Consider the following 18000-nt stretch of genomic DNA (forward strand, 5'->3'; position numbering starts at 1 on the left):
GGCTCATCCCGCCCGGCGGAAGGTCAGGTTGATGCGGTGGCCACCCAGCCGTGGGTGGAGCCCCGCCTTGAGCGGCATCACGCCGTGATAGCGAAGACGGGACGCTCCGCCCCAGACGACCACGTCGCCGTGGGTGAGCCGCACGCGCTGGGGCTTGTCGCTCCGGTTCTCGCCCCCGAACAAGAAGACGGCCGGGAGTCCCAGCGAGACGGACACGATGGGCGCGTCGAAGCTCCGCTCGTCCTTGTCCTGGTGCAGGGACATCTTCGCTCCCGGCTCGTAGCGATTGATGAGACAGGCATCGGGCACGAATCCCTCGAAGCCGGCCTGGGCCGCGGCATCCCGCGCGAGCTGGTGGAATGAATCGGGCATCCCCGGCCAGGGGCGGCCGGTCTCGGGATCCACCGGCGCGTAGCGGTACCCGCGCCGGTCCGTCACCCACCCGAGGGGACCGCAGTTCGTCATCGCCACCGACATGCGGAAGCCACCCGGCGTCACCATGTGACGGAAGGGCGCATCCACGACGACACGCTCCAGGGCCGTCAGGAGGGCTTCCTCGCGCTCCACCGCGAACCCGCGAAGCACCACGGCCGCCGGACCCAGCGCTTCCCGGCTCGGCCCGGCGGCACCTGGAAGATCGAACAGCTCCATCGTCATGCCCAGACAACCTCCTTCTCCGAGACAACTTCCTCCCCATGACGTTTGGGCCGGTGGGCGCGGACGCGGCCCTGGGGGGCGCCTGCCTTCCTCCTCGCCTTCCGGGCGTGCGAGTGCCCCCGGCCACGGCGGAGTGGCCCTCAAGCCGCGTCCCTTCCGGGACTCCCGGGGGGACATGGGTGGCACGTCGGGTGCAGAACCCCCGCCTTCCCAGGGGAATCTTCCCCCGCTCGGTTGTCGACGCAGCCACGCCCCACTGCTATGCACGCCTCCACCATGGATGCCCGCCTCTCTCCGTGCCGCGCGCTGTTGCTGGCGCTGACGCTGTTGATGACCGCCTGCAAGACGCCCACGACCTCGGGCCCTGGCGCCAACGAGACCTCGGGGGGCGCCACGCGGGCTCCCGTCAAGGTCCGCCAGGACTCCGAGGCGGACGCGGCGCTCGCGAGAGCCGTGCAGCAGGCGGAGGTGACGCCGCCCAAGCAGGCCGCGGAAAGCCTCCTCGCCGTGCGCAAGGCCTACCCCGAGACGACCGCGGGTCAGGACGCCCTCTACCGGGCGGGGGTCCTCTTCTACGACTCGCGGGACTACGCCAACGCGCGCAAGTCCTTCAACGAGCTGCTCTTCGAGAATCCGCTGTACCCCCAGGCCAACGACGCCAAGCGCCGTCTGGGCCGGGCCGCCCTGGAGGTGGGGGCGTACCGCGACGCCTACCAGACGCTCTCCAGCCTCGCCGAGCGGGCCGAGGGCGCCGAGCGCGCCCAGTTGCTCGAGGACGCCGCTCGGGCCGCGGAGAAGGCGGGCCTCTTCGGCCCCTCGCTGCAGATGGCCGTGGACATGGCGGGCCAGGCGCGCACGCCGGAGGAGCAGCAGGCGGCGGTGGCGCGGGTGCAGCAACTGGTGGAGGGGCGCGCGGGCTTCGTGGACGTGGCCCGGGTGGCCGAGGGGCTGTCCCCCGCCAATCCCGCCTGGCCGGTGCTCACCTTCAAGCTGGCGCGCATCTACTACCACCTGCGGGAGTGGCCGCGGCTGGAGGAGACGCTCAACCGCTTCCTCGCCGAGGCCCCCTCGCACCCCTTCGCGCCCCAGGCGCGGGAGCTGCTGGCGCGGGCCACCCGGCGCGTGGACGTGCAGCCGCGCACCGTGGGCCTGCTCCTGCCGATGACGGGCAAGTACAAGGCCGTGGGCGAGGCGGTGCTGCGTGGCGTGAAGCTGGCCCTGTCCGGCAGTGACGTGGAGCTCGTCGTCAAGGACACCCAGGGGGATGTGAACCTCACGGGCCAGGGCATGGAGCAGCTCGCGTTCGATGAGAGCGCCATCGCGGTGCTCGGTCCCATCGTCGCGGACGAGGCCCGGCGCGCGGCGCTGGTGGCCGAGGAGCTCCAGCTTCCGCTGCTCACGCTCACGCGCCAGGAGGACATCACCGGGATTGGCCCGTACGTCTTCCGCAACATGCTGACGAACTCGGCGCAGGCGCGGGCCATCGCCGACTACGCGATGAAGCAGAAGGGGTTCAAGAGCTTCGCCATGCTCTACCCGAACCTGCCCTACGGCGTGGAGCTGGCCAACGACTTCTGGGACCAGGTGGTGCGCAACGGCGGCCAGGTGCGGGGCGCCGAGACGTACGCGCACGACCAGACGACCTTCACCTCCGAGGCCAAGAAGCTGGTGGGCCGCTACTACCTGGAGGACCGGAGCGACTACGTCGCCGGCGTGCGCGAGGTGCAGGAGCAGACGAGTGGCCAGGACGCGTTCCGCAAGCGCAAGGCCATGGAGAAGATGAAGGGTGGGGTGGAGCCCATCATCGACTTCGAGGCCATCTTCATCCCGGACGAGTGGCGGCGGGTGAGTCTGGTGGCTCCGGCGTTGGCGGTGGAGGACATCGTCACCAACGCGTGCGACGCGCGCGACCTGGAGCGCATCCGCAAGACGACGGGCAAGAAGACGCTCAAGACGGTGATGCTGCTGGGCACCAACGCGTGGAGCAGCGGCAAGGGGGCCAGTGGCCTGCCGGAGCTCGTCGAGCGCGGGGGCAAGTTCGTCACCTGCTCGGTGTACGTGGACGGCTTCTTCGTGGACTCGCAGCGCCCGGCCACGCGCCGCTTCGTGCAGGCCTACCGTCAGGCGTACTCCGGGGATCCGAGCCTGCTGGAGGCCTACGGTTATGACTCGGCGCTCATGGTGCGCCAGTTGCTCGATTCGAAGCAGGCGCCGCGCAGCCGCTCGGAGTTCCGCGAGGCCCTGGCCAACCTCAAGGACTTCGATGGCGCCACGGGCAAGACGTCCTTCGATGAGCAGCGCGAGGCACGCAAGTCCCTGTTCCTCCTGTCCGTGAGCAACAAGGGCGTCACCGAGGTGACGCAGGACGAGACGGCGGCCCTGGGGGACATGTGAGCCGTCGTGCGTGGTGGGCCGTGGGGGCCCTGGCCCTGGCGGCCTGCCGCCACGCGGGGCCCGTGCTCGCGCCGGACCTGAGCGAGCGTCTGGCGTCCACGGCGGGCGGCTATCTCGCCGGAGACGCGGTGGGGCTCGAGGACGGGGACGTGCTCGATCGCCGCGACTTCGTGTGGACCCTGGACTTCTCCCCGGATGCCTCGCGCGTGGCCTACTCGCACCTGGACGGGCGCGACTACGTGCTGTCCCTGTGGCGGGTGGGGCCTCCGCCCCTGCGCGTGAAGGAGCAGGCGCTCAACGTGTCCGAGTTCGACGTGGAGGCGCTGGCCTTCTCGCCGGACGGCTCGCTCCTGGCGAGCGCCGGGTGGGATGGGACGGTGCGCCTCTTCGACGCGGTCACCGGGGAGCCCCGGGCGAGCCTGCGCACCGAGGAGCCCCTGACGGCGGTGGCCTTCCACCCCTCGGGCCACGCGCTCGTGGTGGGCGGTGTCCGGGGGCTCGTCACGGTGCTGCGCGTGGCGGACCTGGGCTTTTCCTTCGAGGTCCGGCCCCACGCGGACCGGGTGAGCGCGCTCGCCTTCGCGCCGGACGGTACGTTGTACTCGGGGAGCTGGGACAAGCACCTGCGCGTGTTCGACACGCGCGAGGAGGTACAGCGCCCCACCCAGGCTCGCGTCCGGTTCTCCCGGAACTCGGGCCATGCGGTGGTGAGTGGCCTCCTCAATGGCAAGGCGGCGCTCGGCTTCGCCCTGGATTCGCGCACCCCCGCCATCGTGCTCGGCTCGAAGGGAGCGGAGGCGGCGGGCATCGACACGGCCTTCCTGAAGGAGACGGTGTCCCTGCCCACGGCGCTTGGCTCCACCCTGGCGCGGCTCGCCCGGGGCCAGAGCCTGCGCTTCAAGGGATTGGTGCTCGAGGGCGTGGACGTGGCGGTGTGCGACGCGTGCCTGCCCCCGGACGTGAGCGGGGTGCTGGGGGCGCCGTTCTCCGAGCGCGTGGACGTGGCCTTCGACGAGGGGACGACCGAGGCGGTGCTCTCGCTCAAGGACCCCTTGCCCGAGGGGACGGATGGGGGCGAGCGGGGCTGGGTGCTCGCGCCGCGCGCGGACTTCCCCTTCGCCGCGCACGTCAATGACGTCACCGTGGACGCGGCGGGGCGTCGGCTGGGCGTGGCCTTCTCCGAGGCCCCGGCCGAGCGCACCCGCGCCGTCTACGAGCGAGAGAAGAAGGGCGTCGTCGAGCCGGAGGCCGCTGGGAACGCCGCGGCGCTGGTGGACGCGGCCTCTGGCCAGGTGCTCCAGAAGTGGACGGGTCACCGGGGCGTGGTGGCCTCCGCGGGCATCTCCCCGGACGGGCACGCGCTCGTGAGTGGGGGGTGGGACAAGCGGCTGCTTCTCTGGCGCGAGGGCCTGCCAGCTCCGGTGGACACGCGCGAGTTCGGCTGGTCCGTGCGCCGGGTGCGCTTCGCTCCGGACGGACGGTGGGTGGGTGTGGCCGCGTGGACGCCCCAGAAGGCCGTGGGCAATCAGGAGAGTGAGCCGTCCGCGGCCCTCTTCTCCGTGAGCTACGACGCCCCCCAGCTCCAGCGGCGTCAGTAGTTGAGGTGGATGGCCTCGCGCGGCAGCCCCCGCGCCTGAAGGGCGTCCATCACCCCCTGCACCATGCGCGACTGGCCGCAGATGAAGGCCACGCGGCCTTCCACGGGCTCCTCGCCCAGGTGCGCCTGCACGTAGCCCGTGAGGCCCTGCCAGCCGCTCGCGCCCGGCTGACTCACCGTGCGCACCACGCGGATGCCGGCCTCTTCCCAGTGGCGCAGCTCGCTCTCATAGGCGAACGCGCGCGGCGTGCGCGCTCCGAAGTAGAGCGTCACCGGGCCGTAGGCACCGCGCTCCTGGCGGATGCTCTCGATGACGGAGCGGATGGGGGAGATGCCCGAGCCGGTGGCGAAGAGCAGCACCCCGTGCCCGCGCGCCCGCGCGAGGGGAAAGCCCCGGCCCTCGGGACGTGTGCTCCGCACCTGCTCGCCGGGCGTCAGCTTCATGAGCTGGTTCACCAGCGGGCTGCCTCCCTTGAGGAGGAATTCCCAGCGGTGGCCGAAGGGCTCGGGCGCCGAGGCGATGGCGAAGATGCCCTCGCCCAGTTCCGGCAGGGACAGGCGCACATACTGCCCTGGGGTCCGGTGTTGGCCCACCAGGGGTGTACCGTCTATCTCCAGGACGAGCTCGATGAGGTCTTCCGCGGCGGGGACCACAGCCGCCACGGTGGTGGGGTGCCAGTCGTTCATGTGCTGGAGGATTTAACCTGAGACCCCTGTCGCCGTCGCCCTTGATAACCTCGGGGCCGTGAAGACCGTGCTCTGGTTGGTGTTGTTCCTCATCGGGCTGGCGGGCATCGTGCTGCCGGCCGCCTACTTCCATGCCTCCAGCAAGCTGCCCCAGCTCGAGACGGAGTTCGACCTGGAGAAGCAGCTGCGCCACACCATCGAGGGGGAGCGGATGAGTCTGCGCGCGGGCACCTTCGACCGCTCGCGCTCCATCCGCTTCGCCCGGCCGGACTTCTCACGCCTGCCGAAGGACCTGGTGGCCTTGTACATCTCCCAGCTCGGGTGCCCCACCTACTTCCAGACGCCCCGGGAAGATGGTCCCCGGTGGGCCTGGCGCCTGATGTCCCGCGTCTGGTTCGGCTCCGAGCCCGGAGGGGATGGCCGGTGTGAGCGGTGGCTCGCCACGCAGCTCGCGGGGATGTTGGGCATCGAGGGGCAATTGCCGCTGGCGGTGGCCTCCCACCGGCTGCACGGCTTCCTCCAGAAGGATCAGCTCATCGCCTACAACATGGCCACCCTCTACTTCGAGCGGGGCATCGTCGGCGTGGAGGACGCGGCGTTCAAGATCTTCGGGCGCGAGCTGGACACGCTCCAGTTGCCGGAGCTCGCCGAGCTGGCGCTCACCCTGCCGCCCTACGAGTTCTACGATGATGCCCTCGAGTGCCGGAACGAGGCGCGCATCCGCGAGAATCGCGACGTGGTGCTGACGGAGCTGGCTTCCTACAAGCTCGTGACGGACGAGCGGGCGCGCAACGCCATGGCCCAGCCCATCAGCTGCCACAAGGACTGAGCCGGGAGGGGCCCCCCTGAGAGGGTGGGCCCCCGGGTCACTTCAAGGGCGGCAGGAAGAACTTCTCCCAGTCGTCCAGCTCCTTGCTCACCTGGCGCAGTTCCTCGGCCGTCGTCGCCGTGTCGGCCTTGCCGCGGATCTTCTCCAGGGTGGAGCGCGTGGCGGGGCTGAGCTTCTGGCCGGCCTCCATGCGCGCGAGGATGGTGCGGTCCAACCGGCGGATGCGGCCCTGGAGCATGAACTGCGTGGGCCCCTGGGGACGGTTCTTCGGCGCCGGCGGGTGCGCGCTGGGCGTCTCATCCGGTGTGCCCGGATCGGGCCGCGGGGGAACGAGCGCCACGACGTCGGGATCGTCCTGGACGGGCTCGGTCACGGGCGGAGCCGGCGGGGTCTGGACCTGGGCCGTGGGAGGCGGAGTCGTTGGAGTCGCCGGCGGGGCCTGGACGACGGCGGGCGGCGGGGTCACGGGTTGTTCGGAAGGCGCGCGCCAGACCACCACCGCGCCACCCACGGCGATCAATCCGAGCGCGCCCAACCCCAGGGGCCACAGCCGGCGCCGAGGCGGCTCGGGCAGCGGGGCGATGGGCTCCTCGATGAGCGGCGAGGGCTCGCTCTGGACGGGCTCGGACGACTGGAAGGAGTCGGGATTGAGGGGCTCGAGCGCGGGCAGCGGCTCGAGCGCGGGCATGGACGGCAGACGCGGCGGCTCCGGCGGCTCCGGGCGCGCGGCGTGGGCGTTGGGGCTCTCCGCCACGGTGGGCTTGGACTGACGGCGCCCGGGGATGGGCGCGGGCACCGGGGTGGGCACCTCGGCCTGGGCCAGCAGGCTATCGCGCAGCCGCTGCAGCTGGCGGCGCAGTTGCTCGGCCGAGCCGGGGCGGGCCTCGGGATCCTTGGTGAGCATCTGCAGGATGAAGGCGTCGAGCGCGGCGGGCAGGCCCGGCAGGAACTCCGAGGGCCGGGGCGGCCGCGCGTCCACGTGCTTCATCAGCAGATCCACCGGCGAGGAGCCCGTGAAGGGCAGCCGGCCGGTGATCATCTCGAAGGCCACCACGCCCAGGGCGTAGAGGTCCGTCATCGGGCCCACGGGCTGGCCCCGGGCCTGCTCGGGCGCCATGTACTCGGGCGTGCCCACCACCATGTCCGTGCGCGTCTGCGCGGTGCGCCCGGCGGGCAGGCCCGTCTTGGCGAGGCCGAAGTCCAGCAGCTTCACGTAGCGCGAGCCGTCCGGCTGCTTCACCAGGAAGACGTTGCTCGGCTTGAGGTCGCGGTGCACCACGCCCGCGCCGTGCGCGGCTCCCAGGGCGCTGAGCACCTCGTCGAGGATGTCGAGCACCTCGTGGACGGGCAGCCGGCCGCGCTCGGCCAGGTGCGCGTCGAGCGCCACGCCCTCGAGGAACTCCATGATGATGTACTGGCGGCCGTCCGGCACCTGGCCGAAGCCGAAGATGTCGACGATGCCCCGGTGGCGGATGGCGTTGACGGCCCGGGCCTCGGCGAGCAGGCGCGCCACCTGCTCCTCGGCCGCGGCGAGCTCCGGACGCAGCACCTTGACCGCCACGCGCTTGCCGATGAGCGGCTGGATGCCGTCGTAGACGAGGCCCATGCCGCCCACGCCGATGCGCTGGCCCAGCTCGTACTCCCCCACCTTCAGGCCGACGAGCGGATCCTGCGCGGAGAGGTCTTCCATGACGTGCACGTTTTTTCCTGGCGAGGTGCGAGGGGTGGTGCCGTGCCCGCTGCTGGCGGGCGGGGCCGCCGTGAAGTCGAGCAGGACGGTTCCGTCGCGTGGGCAGATATCCGTGTCCACGGGCACGGCGAGGCCGCAGGTTTCGCAGGTACGAGGGTCAGACATCGGCGCAGTCCCTCCAGGCTATCAGATCTGGAGCGGAATCCCGCAAGCGACCGGGCAGGCGGGGCCTCCCCGGTGTGGACTGCTGGTCACCTCACGGTGAGGGTGCACGAGTACAGCCGTATTCATTCTGTTGGATTCGGGTGAAGTCCTTGGCCCCTGGCCCCGAGCCGGGCTGGCCGGGAGCCCTGAGCGTGAACGTGGTCGCGTTCTGGGTGAAGGAGCTGGTGTCGTCGCACCAGACCCCCACGGAGGGGCCTCCCGCTCCGTTGCCGCCCGGACCCCCCGGGCCGCCTGGACCGCCCGGGCCGCCCGGGCCGCCATTGCCTCCCGTGGCGAAGTCGGCGCCCTGTGTGTTCGTGAACGAGGTTCCCCCGGGGCCGCCCTTGCCACCGAGCCCCCCAGGGCCGCCGGCGCCACCCGCGCCGCCCGCGCCGCCGCCCTCCGTGAACAGGTTGCAGGTATCCAGTTCCAGGCTCGAGTTGAAGAGCAGGACGGCGATGGAGGCGCCTCCTCCTTGTCCTCCCAGGCCTGGCGTGCCGGGGCATCCTCCCGCGCCGCCACCTCCGCCGCCCGCGCCCGTCGCGATGATGCCGCTGCGGTCGGCGCTTCCTCCTCCACCGCCGCCGCCTCCGCCCGCCCCGGCGGCACCTGGCTGACCGATTTGTCCTGACGTCGCGACCCAGGTGTTGTTCCTCAGCAGGCCCACGCCGGTTCCCGCGTCGCCTCCCGGTCCCGGGTTGCCATCAGCACCGGGGGAACCGACCAGTCCCGCGTCGGCCGTGCACGAACCCGTTCCTCCGTTGTAGTTGGAACAATTGCCACCCCTGGCGCCTCCCTGCGTGTTGGGCTGTCCCGGAGCGCCCACGGTGCCGCTTCCTCCGCCCTGGCCTCCTTCGTAGCTCGTGGCGTTGATGCACGAGGTGCGGCCAGGGGCGCCTCCGTTGATTCCCGGGATGTTTCCCCCGCTGGAGACGCTGTCTCCGGGTCCGCCATCCGCGCCGTCCGTGCCGCCATCTCCCGCCTGACCCGAGCCGCCTGGTGCGCCCGCCCCGGCGACGATGCCCACGTGGCGCAGGCGCACGTTGCTCGTGTTCAGCACCCGGAGGCCGATGGAGGGCGAGCCCAGGACCGTGTTCGTCTTGGACTTGATGTCCAGCCACTCCAGACTCGCACCCTCGGCCGTGCCGCTGTTCTCGCTGCCCACCGTCAGCCCGACGACGCCGGCGCTGAGGGTGACGGGGTAGCTCGTGGCGCGCCGCCAGCCCCCGTCCACGCCCGAGTAGGCGCCTTGCAGCGAGACGGATTTGTCGAGCCGCAGGTTCTCCTCTTCGTAGGTGCCGTGGGCGATGTAGATGTAGCGCTTGTCCGGGGTCAGGCTCTCCAGGGCGTACTTCAAGGTCTTGAAGGGCCGCTCACGGGTGCCCGCGGTGGCCTCGTCCACGCCCGCGTTCTGATCGACGAAGATGCCCTGCGCGGCGACGCCGTCGATGCCATCGCAATCGGCATCCTGGAAGTCACCCGGGATGTCCACCGCGTTCTTATCGCACACGATGGGGCAGCGCCCACTGTCCAGGCACTCGTCATAGGCCCCGGTGAAGTCGTAGCAGCCGATGGCGGCCGCCAGCGCCACGCCCACGCCCACCGCGGCCAGCTTCTTCATCTCTCGCATGTGTTCCTTCACGGAAGCGTTCCCGCCACGCCCACCATGCCACCCGTGCTCCCCACGGAGGCGATGGGCCGCACCGAAGTCTTGGACCCGTCCTTGCCGGACAGGCCGTAGATGATTCCCGTCGTCACCACGCCGACGGCGCCCAGCGCGAAGGACGCCGCGCTCAGGATCTGCTTGCGCTCGCCGGCCCGCTTCGTCTCCATGCCCAGCGCGGGCGTGTCGAACTGGTTCTTCGTCAGCGCGAGGTAGTCCTGGCGCGCCTGCACCAGGAACACCGTGCCCACGCCCAGCAGCACCACGCCGCCCGCCGCGGGCATCCAGGCCCACCCCGGTGCTCCCGAGCGGCGCTCCGTCACCGCTCCCGACACCGGCTTGGACGCGTCCGGCGAGACCGAGGGCGTCAGCGGCGTCGTGGGCACCGGGGTCTGCGCGGTGGGCTGTGAGGACGGGCGCAGCGCCTTGACGACGGGCGGCAGGACCTTGTTGCTCGCCTGGGTGAAGGCGTCGAGGAGCTGGTCCTCATGCACCCCCGGCACGTAGTGCTCGGCGATCAGCTCTCCATCCTTCGTGGCGTAGGCCTTGAGCCCCACCCGGTAGCCGCTGAGGAACTGCACCAGCTCGGCGATCATCACCACGTCGGCCACGGCGGCCTCTCCGAGCAGGACGCGGCAGGAGGCCTCCAGGCGGTTGCACCCGAGCACCTGCTTGCGCTGCGCGGGTGGCAGCCCCTGGGACAGCTCCGAGGCGCGAATCACCTGGAGCCCGTCGGCCTTGAGCTGTTCGTACACATGCTCCTGGGCGAAGGAGACGATGTGTGAGGGCACGCCCGCGGCTTCAGGCGGGGCGATCAACACCGTGAGGGGTACCCCCTGGGGGACGGGGGCCTGACCGAGCAGGGCGAGCGTGGCGAGGAGTGGAAGGAACACGGTGGCGTCACTTTCTCCGCATGTGCCCCTTGCCGCAAGGACACGACCATCCGTGTCAACAGTGTCCGACAGGCCGCCGGACCCGGAGGGGCTCAGCGGCGGGGCTTGTCGGGGACGGGTCGGATGGCCGTCTTCTCCGAGTTGTCGTGCGTCGCGTCATCCCCGTCCAGCTCATCGTCCGGTACGGGAGGAGGCGGACGCATGGGGGGAGCGGGGCGGCGCACGGGCATCCCGGGACGGGCGGTGGCGACGGCGCCAGGGCGCGGGGGCGCGGCCGAGGGACGCACGGGCCGGGGCGGAGGCGAGACGACGTTGCGGCCCGTGGACACCAACTCGTCCTCCAGCAACTCCGCGGCGACGTGCACCTTGGAATCGCTCTCGGGCGGGTCGAAGGGGTTGCGCGTGGGGGGCGGCGTCTTGTCGTCATCACCCAGGGCGTCATCCATCTCCACTGGGGGTGGAGGCCGCTGCTGCGCGGGGAGATTGGGCCTCAGAGCGGCCCTGGGCGCGGGTGTGGGCGTGGGCGCGGGGGGCGGCGTGATGGCGGCGGGCACCTGCACCTGCACGGCGGGCGCGGCCGCGGGCTTGTCCGCCTTGGCGCCCGTGTCGTGGGCCTCGTCCTTGAGCCGCTGCTCGAAGGCCAGCCAGTCCTTCTTGAAGCTCGAGGGATCCGGCTCCCCGCGCTCGCGGTGCTTGAGCGAGGGTACCCAGCGCACGTTGTACGACTCGCCCAGGCGGAAGCTGGGCGGAGGGGGCACGCCATAGGTGGCCGGGTCGAAGAAGGAGTCGTCCAGGTCGGCGAAGCCGTAGGCGCGCGCCTTGTCGATGAAGGTGGGGATGATGCCCGTGGGCGCGTGGTAGCCGAGGATGTGGCCGTCCTCGTCCTTGGTGACGGGCGTGAAGACGAAGATGTCCTGGGTGCGGTACTCGCCCTTCTCGCTGAGCGGCAGCACCTCCGACAGGGCGATCGTCTTGCGGCTGCCGTCGTGCAGACGCTCGCAGCAGACGATGAAGTTGATGGCGCTGGCCACCTGGGCGCGGATGGCCACCATGGGCAGGTCGATGCCCGACATGAGGCAGAGCGATTCGATGCGGCGCAGCGTGTCCGTGGGCGTGTTCGCGTGCGTCGTGGCCAGCGAGCCGCCGTGGCCCGTGTTCATCGCCTGCACCAGGTAGAAGGCCTCGCCGCCACGCACCTCGCCCACCACGATGCGGTCCGGGCGCAGACGCAGCGCCGAGTTGAGCAGGTCTCCCATGTCCACGCCGCCCTTGCCGAACTTGTCCGGCGGCCGGCTCTCGAAGGGCACCAGGTGCGACTGGTTGAGCTGCAACTCCGCCGAGTCCTCGATGGTGAGGATGCGCTCCTCGTCCGGAATCAGCGAGGAGACGATGTTGAGCAGCGTCGTCTTGCCCGAGCCCGTACCGCCCGACACCAGCATGTTCAGCTTGGTGTGGATGCCCGCGTCGATGAGCCGCGCCATCTGCGGCGTCATGGACTTGAACTTGATGAGCGAGTCGATCGTCAGCTTGTCCTTGAAGAACTTGCGGATCGAGATGGTGGTGCCCTTGCGCGCGATGGGCGGAATCACCACGTGGATACGGCTGCCGTCGGGCAGACGCGCGTCCAGGCGCGGGCGCTCGTCGTTGAGGAGGCGGCCCACGAACTGCGCCATGTTGCGCGCGGCGCCCAGGAGCCCTTCCTCCGTGAACGCGGCGTCGGTCTTGGAGACCTTGCCCTTGCGTTCGATCCAGACGTCAGTGGGCCCGTTGATCATGATCTCGCTGACCGTGGGGTCGTCGAGATAGGCGATGACGGGCTTGAGGAAGGCGCGGAGCGACTCGTTGTACATCGACATGGCGCGCCAGAGGCTAGCCCGAGTCCGGGTCCAGGCCCAAACAAAGGCCCTGTCTGGCCGCATGCCGGGGAGGCGGAGCAGCCCCGCTCTCCTACCCGCCGAGCTGCTCCTGGGCCACCGTGGTGCGCACGGCGGCGTCGGCCCAGGCCGTCGTGAGCGCCGCTTCGTCCGAGGCACCTCCCGAGGCGCGCGCCGCGCCGAGCTTCGTCCCGAGTGCCTCCAGGTCGTCCGCCAGGCGCTTCATGCCGAGCCCTCGCACCCGGAGCGCCCCGGCGTGCAGCCGCGCCGTCCACGCGGGCACCACGTGGCGCAAACCCTGGTGGACCGCGTCCGCGAGGCACCCCTCCACCTCCGCCAGCGCCGCCTGCAAGGGGGGCAGCGGAGGGGACACGCCCGGGGTGCGCAGCGCTCCCGCGTCCGTGGCGGGTTGCAGGTCGAGCACGATGACGCCCGCGTCCTCGCACACCACGGCCATGGGCTCCACGACGAGTCCCCGAGCCGTCCGGCGCACCTCGCCCGAGACGTAGCGCGGACGGCCCCGTTTTCCCGACAGGGCCTCGGCGAGCGCGTCCAGCGCCCCCGGGGCCACCTGCCGGTGGGCCAGCTCCACGCGGAAGGCCGTGCCCCCCGCGTCCTCCACGTCCGCGTGCACTTCCTGGGCGCCGGGCGAATACGTCACGTCCACCACCCGCGACAGCTCGAAGGCGTGCACGTTCTCCGCGAGCTGGTGCGGTCTCAGGAAGCGCGGAGGCCGGTCGCGCCATTCGGCCTCCAGGGCGCGCACGTCCTTCACCAGCAGGGGCGAGGGCAGCCTGCTCCAGTCCCCGGACTGCGGCGTCACCGAGGTGCGTTGTAGCCCCTGGGTGGAGAACATCACCAGTCGGTTCGTCAGGCGCCGGGCGCCCGAGGTCACCACTTGGCCTCGCGCGAGCACGTCGATCGAGGCGCCGGACACGGCCTGTCTGCTGCCCAGCCGGTGGCCGTCCTCGGGGGTCTGGTCCTCGGGCCAGGTGAAGGCGCGGCGCACCACGAGCAGGCCCACGGCGGCCGGGTCCGCGAGGATCACCTCCACACGGCGCTCGCGTCCGTCAGCGAACAGCCGCGCCCCCAGCGACACCAGCCGGACGTAGTCGAGCTTCGTCTCCGGGGCTTCGTCCATGCCCAGCACCGCGCGAGGCGGCACCGTGGCCTGGATTCGGGCGGCCCGCATGCGCGCGAACAATTCCGTCACCACCGACGCGAGTCGCGTGGGCACGTAGCGGGCGCTCCGGCTCACATAGGCGCCGAGGAGTTCCTCGACATCGTCGAGCGCCGTGAGCGGCCACGCCATGCGCGCCTCTTCCAAGCCCGCGCGTGCCACGGCGAAACGCCCAGCGAGGCCCGTGCTCGCGTGCTGCGCTCCTTCCAAGAGGAGGAAGCGCATCAACTCCCCCGCCGTGTCCATCGCCGCGCCGCCCGGGGTCTCTCCCACCTGTTCGCGGGCCACCTCGACGGAGACCTCGGGGCGCGTGGGGTCCTTCGCGTCGGCGGCGCGGAACGCCCAGACCGCCAGGGGCAGGTGCTCACAGCGCAAGCCCGCCGCGCAGTCGCACCGCGCGTAGTTCAAGTCCCGGGGCACCAGGAAGCGCACCGTGCACGTGGCGAGGGACACCCGGGGCACGTCCTCGCCCTCGAAGGTGCCCCGCCGCACCTGCGCGAGAAAGCCCCGCTTCCGATAGACCCGCGCCCGCTCCATCACCCGTTGGGAGAGCAGTTGTTCCAACGCCGCGTCCTCCACCTGGCCGGGAGACCAGGGCGGGGACGGAGGTGGAGGTGTCTCGGAGGAGGGCGCCGCCGCCGCGCTGAACGCGGGATAGGCCAGTGCAGTGGCCACGCGGTGGCGGCACACCGACGTGGCGTTGCACGTGCACGGGCTGTCCTTGAGTGCCTTTCCAGGCACGAGCCGCGCCGTGCTCCCGTCCTCGAAGGTGCCCACCACCGTGCCGTCCGGCAGTTCCTCCAGGCGCGGCCCCTTGCCCTGCTCCAGGTCCTTCTGAGCACGTTTGACCAGTCCCAGGTTCGCCAGGGCCGCGAGGGACTGCGGTGTGAGCGCGAGCAGATCCGGACGGCTCATGCGCGCACCTTCTCGGCGATCCACGTGGCCAGCTCTCCGGGGGTCATCGCCGCCACGTGGGCGCCCACGTCCACCAGCCTCCGGGCCATGTCCCGGTCGTAGTTGGGCGTCGCGTCCGGCTCCAGCGCCGCGAGCCCCAATACCTTCGTGCCCTGGGCGCACAGGTCCTTCACCCGGCGCACGAGCATGTCCGGGTGGCCGCCCTCGTAGAAGTCGGTGATGAGGACGACGATGGCGCGCCGGGGCATCTCGATGAGGCCCGCGCCGTAGCCCACCGCGAGCTGGATGTCCGTGCCTCCGCCGAGCTGGACCTTCATGAGCAGTTCCACCGGATCCGTCACGTCCCGCGTCAGGTCCACCACCGACGTGTCGAAGGCCACCAGGTGCGTCTGGATGCCCGGCAGCCCCCACAGACAGGCCGCGGTGACGGCCGAGTGGATGACCGAGGACGTCATGCTGCCGGACTGGTCCACCAGGAGGATGACCTGCCAGCGCTCGGTGTGGCGCTTGGTGCGTGAGAAGAACGCGGCGCGCTCGATGGCGACGCGCTTGTGCTCGGGCGAGTAGCGGCGCAGGTTCTCGCGCAGCGTGCGCCGGAAGTCGAAGTTGCGCGCGACCTTCAGGGGCGAGCGGCGGCGCCGGTCGAGCGTCCCCGAGAACGTGCGCCGCACCTCCTGCTGCAACTTCTCCATCAGGTCGCGCACCACCTTGGCCACGATGCGGCGCGCCACCGCCAGCACCTCGGGATTCATCAGGTGCTTGGTGCGCAGCACCGCGCGCAGCAGCGTCTCGTTTGGCTCCACGCGCTCGAGCACGTCCGCGCGCGTCACCACCTCGTCGATCTTGTAGCGCTCGACGGCGTCCTGCTCGAGCCGTTCGATGGTCTCCTTGGGAAAGAGGGTGTGGATGTCGTTGATCCACTCCGGCACGGTGAGCTGCGAGCCGCCCAGGCCCCCCTTGCGCTCGCGCACGTCGCGTCCGGCGAGTTCCTCCTCGCGGCCATAGAGCCACGAGAGCGCCGAGTCCATGGCCTGGCCCTGTCCGTCCAGGCATCCACCGAGGGCTCCCTCCGCCGCTTCTCCGAGCACGAGGCGCCAGCGCGCCAGGGGTTCAAGGGGCATTGCCCGGCTCCTTTCCCGTCAGTCCGAAGCGTCTGAGGACCTGTTCCACGTCATCGTCCAGCGCCGCGCCCGCGAGCACCACGGCGGGCTCCACGTCCAGGCTCAGCAGCTCCTTCGCGGCCGAGGACTCCCGGCCATGCAGCGGCAGCAGGGCCTGGGCGATCTCCTCCTTCTCCCGGGGCGGGAAGAAGCCGAAGGCCAGGCGCAGCGCGGGCAGCGCGATGAGGAAGTCCTCCTCGGTCAGCTCGCGCAAGAGCTCGTCCAGCATCGCGGTGATGGCGGGCGCGCGCACCACCTGCTCGCGGGCGAGCCGGAACAGCCCGGCCAGGAAGTCTCCCAGCGTGGCCGGGCGCGAGGCGGAGCGGGTGGCGCGCAGGGCCACGTCCTCGGCGCTCGCCTCGTCCGCGAAGTGCGACAGTGACCAGAGCACGCCGAGCGACGCCCCTCGCACGGCAGGAGGGGCCTGGAGCGAGGCCAGCCGGCGCTCGAACACGGCGCGGGCCTGGGCCACGTCGAGCGTCAGCACCGGCGCGGCGAAGCGCAGGGCGTCGCGCAGCGCCACGATGGCGCGCAGCTGCTCCTTGTCCGCGGGCTGATGGGGCCCGTCGAGCTGTTCGATCAGCCAGAGTCCCCGCTCGACCGCCGCGCCGATGAGACTGCCCACCTCGGTGGAGCCCTGGGCCCCGAGCAGCACGTCATGGCGCCAGACGGACAGCAGCCGCTCCACCGCCACGCCCAGGCGCGTGAAGTCCGGCTCATGCCGGGCCCTCGCGGCCACTTCCTCCAGGACGCGCCGGGCCAGTCCCTTCGCGCCGATGAAGAAGCTCTCCGCGAGCAGCAACGCCAGCTTCTCCAGATCCGGCCCCGCGTCCATCAGGGCCTCTTCCAGCCGTCCGCTCGCGGCCTCCTCCAGCGTGGGCCCCCAGCCCGAGGCCTCGATGACCCAGGAGATGAAGTCCTCCGAGGGCGCCACCGTCCAGGACTCCTGGAGCACGGGCTCGGCCGGGAAGCTGGGGCCCGCGTCCCGGGTGAAGCCCGGAATGCGCAGGACCCGCAGACGGTGGAGCACGCGGCTCTTCTCCAGGTCCTTGGGCTCGCGCAACTCCAGGCGCACCGTGCGTGCCCGCTTGTCCGGGCCGAGCCCATGGGCGGCCAGCCAGTGCTCCACGTCGGACAGCAGGGGCGGGCGGGGCGTGTCCGGGTGCAACCGGCCCGTGCGCTCGCCCGAGAAGGCGCGCAGCACCTCGCCCAGGAGCGGATCCGTGTCCGGAGAGGGCACGCCCCGGCCCGTCCACGGCAGCTCCACGTCCAGCGCGTCCTTCACCAGGGCCGACGCCAGCCCGTCCAGCAGATCCGTGCGCGCGAGCGCCGTGTGTCCGCGCAGCCGTCCAAGCCCCTCGGCCATGAGGGACGCGGCGATGAGGTCCGCCGAGGACACGTGCTGGCCCCGTCCGCGAAGCCGCTCCACGGCCACGCGCAACATCCGCTCGGGGGCCTTGTCGGCGCCCTCGTCCCAGACGGCCTGGTAGAAGGCGGGCGAGGGCATTCCGGACTCGTATCCGGCGAACGAGTCCAACCGCCGGAAGCTGTAGGGCACCAGGTAGCTCCTGGCCGAGGCGTCCGCTGGCGCCGAGGGGAAGAGGGCGCCGGGCATCGTCCGGGCCCTCGCGAGCACCGGGGCGTGGAAGCCGCCGCACACGACCATCACCGGGCCGTCTCCCTGGGCCAGCGCCGCCTCCACGTGGGCGAGCATGAAGGCCTCGCGCTGCTCGTCCCGGTCGGACGCGGGCTCCTCGGCGCGCAGGGTCTCGAAGTAGATGCGCAGCCGCTCGGCCAGCACGTCCAGTTCGAGGGGCTGCTCGAAGAGGTGATCCCACAGGGCGTCCATGCCCTCCAGGCCCAGCTTGCGGCAGAGCGCTTCAATGGCTCGCGCCCTGCGCCGCTCGCCGTCCGAATAGCGGTTGCGCACGCCCTCGAAGGCCGAGTGCCACGCGGGCAGGTCCATGAAGCGCACCTGGGCTCCGGCCGCGTGGCCCTCCGTCAGCGCCACCCACTCCGGGGAGTACGCGCAGAAGGGCGTCCACGAGGCGTGGGTGCGCTCCTTGTCCCGGTAGCTGCTGAAGAGGGCCAGGGGCAGCTCGTGCGCCAGGAGCAATTCCCCCAGCCGCGAGTTCATGTCCGCCGGGCCCTCGATGAGCACATGGCGCGGCCGCACGGTGCGCAGCGTATGCGCCACGAGCCGGGCACACGCGGGACTGTGGTGCCGCACACCGACGACGTGAAGAGACGCGCTCAC

12 protein-coding genes are annotated in these 18000 nt (G+C 71.5%); 3 read left to right on the plus strand and 9 right to left on the minus strand.

All coding sequences use genetic code 11. The annotated features are described in order from the left end of the window. Window positions 1-3: 3 nt before the first annotated feature. Complete coding sequence (gene alkB, locus MEBOL_RS21105; protein ID WP_095979133.1) at window positions 4-657, minus strand: DNA oxidative demethylase AlkB; 654 nt, start codon at window positions 655-657, stop codon at window positions 4-6. Window positions 658-933: 276 nt separating this feature from the next. Here alkB and MEBOL_RS21110 point away from each other — a divergent pair, with 276 nt between their 5' ends. Further along, on the plus strand, window positions 934-3051 hold the full coding sequence (locus tag MEBOL_RS21110) for a penicillin-binding protein activator (protein ID WP_179956279.1): 2118 nt from the start codon (window positions 934-936) through the stop codon (window positions 3049-3051). After that, entirely contained in the window at window positions 3048-4649 is a 1602-nt protein-coding gene (locus MEBOL_RS21115) for a WD40 repeat domain-containing protein (protein ID WP_095979135.1), read from the plus strand. The genes MEBOL_RS21110 and MEBOL_RS21115 overlap by 4 nt, the downstream gene beginning before the upstream one ends. Here the strand turns inward: MEBOL_RS21115 and MEBOL_RS21120 are convergent. Beyond that, entirely contained in the window at window positions 4643-5335 is a 693-nt protein-coding gene (locus tag MEBOL_RS21120) for a ferredoxin reductase domain-containing protein (protein WP_095979136.1), read from the minus strand. The two genes, MEBOL_RS21115 and MEBOL_RS21120, sit on opposite strands and share 7 nt — an antisense overlap. A 58-nt stretch (window positions 5336-5393) precedes the next feature. Here MEBOL_RS21120 and MEBOL_RS21125 point away from each other — a divergent pair, with 58 nt between their 5' ends. Continuing rightward, window positions 5394-6164, plus strand: coding sequence for a transglycosylase domain-containing protein (locus MEBOL_RS21125; RefSeq protein ID WP_095979137.1), 771 nt, complete (start codon window positions 5394-5396; stop codon window positions 6162-6164). 37 nt (window positions 6165-6201) lie between these two features. Here the strand turns inward: MEBOL_RS21125 and MEBOL_RS21130 are convergent, their stop codons facing one another. The 7 genes from MEBOL_RS21130 to MEBOL_RS21160 all read right to left on the minus strand — a co-directional run bounded on the left by MEBOL_RS21130 (window position 6202) and on the right by MEBOL_RS21160 (window position 18000). Continuing rightward, complete coding sequence (locus MEBOL_RS21130) at window positions 6202-8019, minus strand: serine/threonine-protein kinase (protein ID WP_095979138.1); 1818 nt, start codon at window positions 8017-8019, stop codon at window positions 6202-6204. Between the two features lie 91 nt (window positions 8020-8110). Further along, window positions 8111-9688 carry a PE-PGRS family protein gene (locus MEBOL_RS43715; protein ID WP_157775316.1) on the minus strand — a complete coding sequence of 526 codons (1578 nt, stop codon included), beginning with the start codon at window positions 9686-9688 and terminating at the stop codon, window positions 8111-8113. Window positions 9689-9696: 8 nt separating this feature from the next. After that, the gene (locus tag MEBOL_RS21140; RefSeq protein ID WP_095979140.1) at window positions 9697-10614 is read right to left on the minus strand and encodes a hypothetical protein; all 918 of its coding nucleotides are present in this window, start codon (window positions 10612-10614) and stop codon (window positions 9697-9699) included. Window positions 10615-10706: 92 nt separating this feature from the next. Then, on the minus strand, window positions 10707-12470 hold the full coding sequence (locus MEBOL_RS21145; RefSeq protein ID WP_095979141.1) for a TadA family conjugal transfer-associated ATPase: 1764 nt from the start codon (window positions 12468-12470) through the stop codon (window positions 10707-10709). Between the two features lie 91 nt (window positions 12471-12561). Further along, a complete protein-coding gene (locus MEBOL_RS21150; protein WP_095979142.1) occupies window positions 12562-14583 on the minus strand; it encodes a hypothetical protein in 2022 nt (673 codons plus the stop codon). Next, window positions 14580-15704, minus strand: coding sequence for a VWA domain-containing protein (locus MEBOL_RS21155; protein WP_095979143.1), 1125 nt, complete (start codon window positions 15702-15704; stop codon window positions 14580-14582). Before MEBOL_RS21155 ends, MEBOL_RS21150 begins: the two co-directional genes overlap by 4 nt. Then, window positions 15694-18000, minus strand: a complete 2307-nt coding sequence (locus MEBOL_RS21160) for a DUF5682 family protein (protein WP_095979144.1) — start codon at window positions 17998-18000, stop codon at window positions 15694-15696. Before MEBOL_RS21160 ends, MEBOL_RS21155 begins: the two co-directional genes overlap by 11 nt.

It is taken from the genome of Melittangium boletus DSM 14713, assembly GCF_002305855.1.
Lineage (GTDB): Bacteria > Myxococcota > Myxococcia > Myxococcales > Myxococcaceae > Cystobacter > Cystobacter boletus.

Bases quoted from the DNA above. Each gene is read 5' to 3' on its own strand.
- alkB (WP_095979133.1), bottom strand. From the start codon at position 657: ATGACGATGGAGCTGTTCGATCTTCCAGGTGCCGCCGGGCCGAGCCGG.
- MEBOL_RS21110 (WP_179956279.1), top strand. From the start codon at position 934: ATGGATGCCCGCCTCTCTCCGTGCCGCGCGCTGTTGCTGGCGCTGACG.
- MEBOL_RS21120 (WP_095979136.1), bottom strand. From the start codon at position 5,335: ATGAACGACTGGCACCCCACCACCGTGGCGGCTGTGGTCCCCGCCGCG.
- MEBOL_RS21130 (WP_095979138.1), bottom strand. From the start codon at position 8,019: ATGTCTGACCCTCGTACCTGCGAAACCTGCGGCCTCGCCGTGCCCGTG.
- MEBOL_RS43715 (WP_157775316.1), bottom strand. From the start codon at position 9,688: ATGCGAGAGATGAAGAAGCTGGCCGCGGTGGGCGTGGGCGTGGCGCTG.
- MEBOL_RS21145 (WP_095979141.1), bottom strand. From the start codon at position 12,470: ATGTCGATGTACAACGAGTCGCTCCGCGCCTTCCTCAAGCCCGTCATC.
- MEBOL_RS21150 (WP_095979142.1), bottom strand. From the start codon at position 14,583: ATGAGCCGTCCGGATCTGCTCGCGCTCACACCGCAGTCCCTCGCGGCC.
- MEBOL_RS21155 (WP_095979143.1), bottom strand. From the start codon at position 15,704: ATGCCCCTTGAACCCCTGGCGCGCTGGCGCCTCGTGCTCGGAGAAGCG.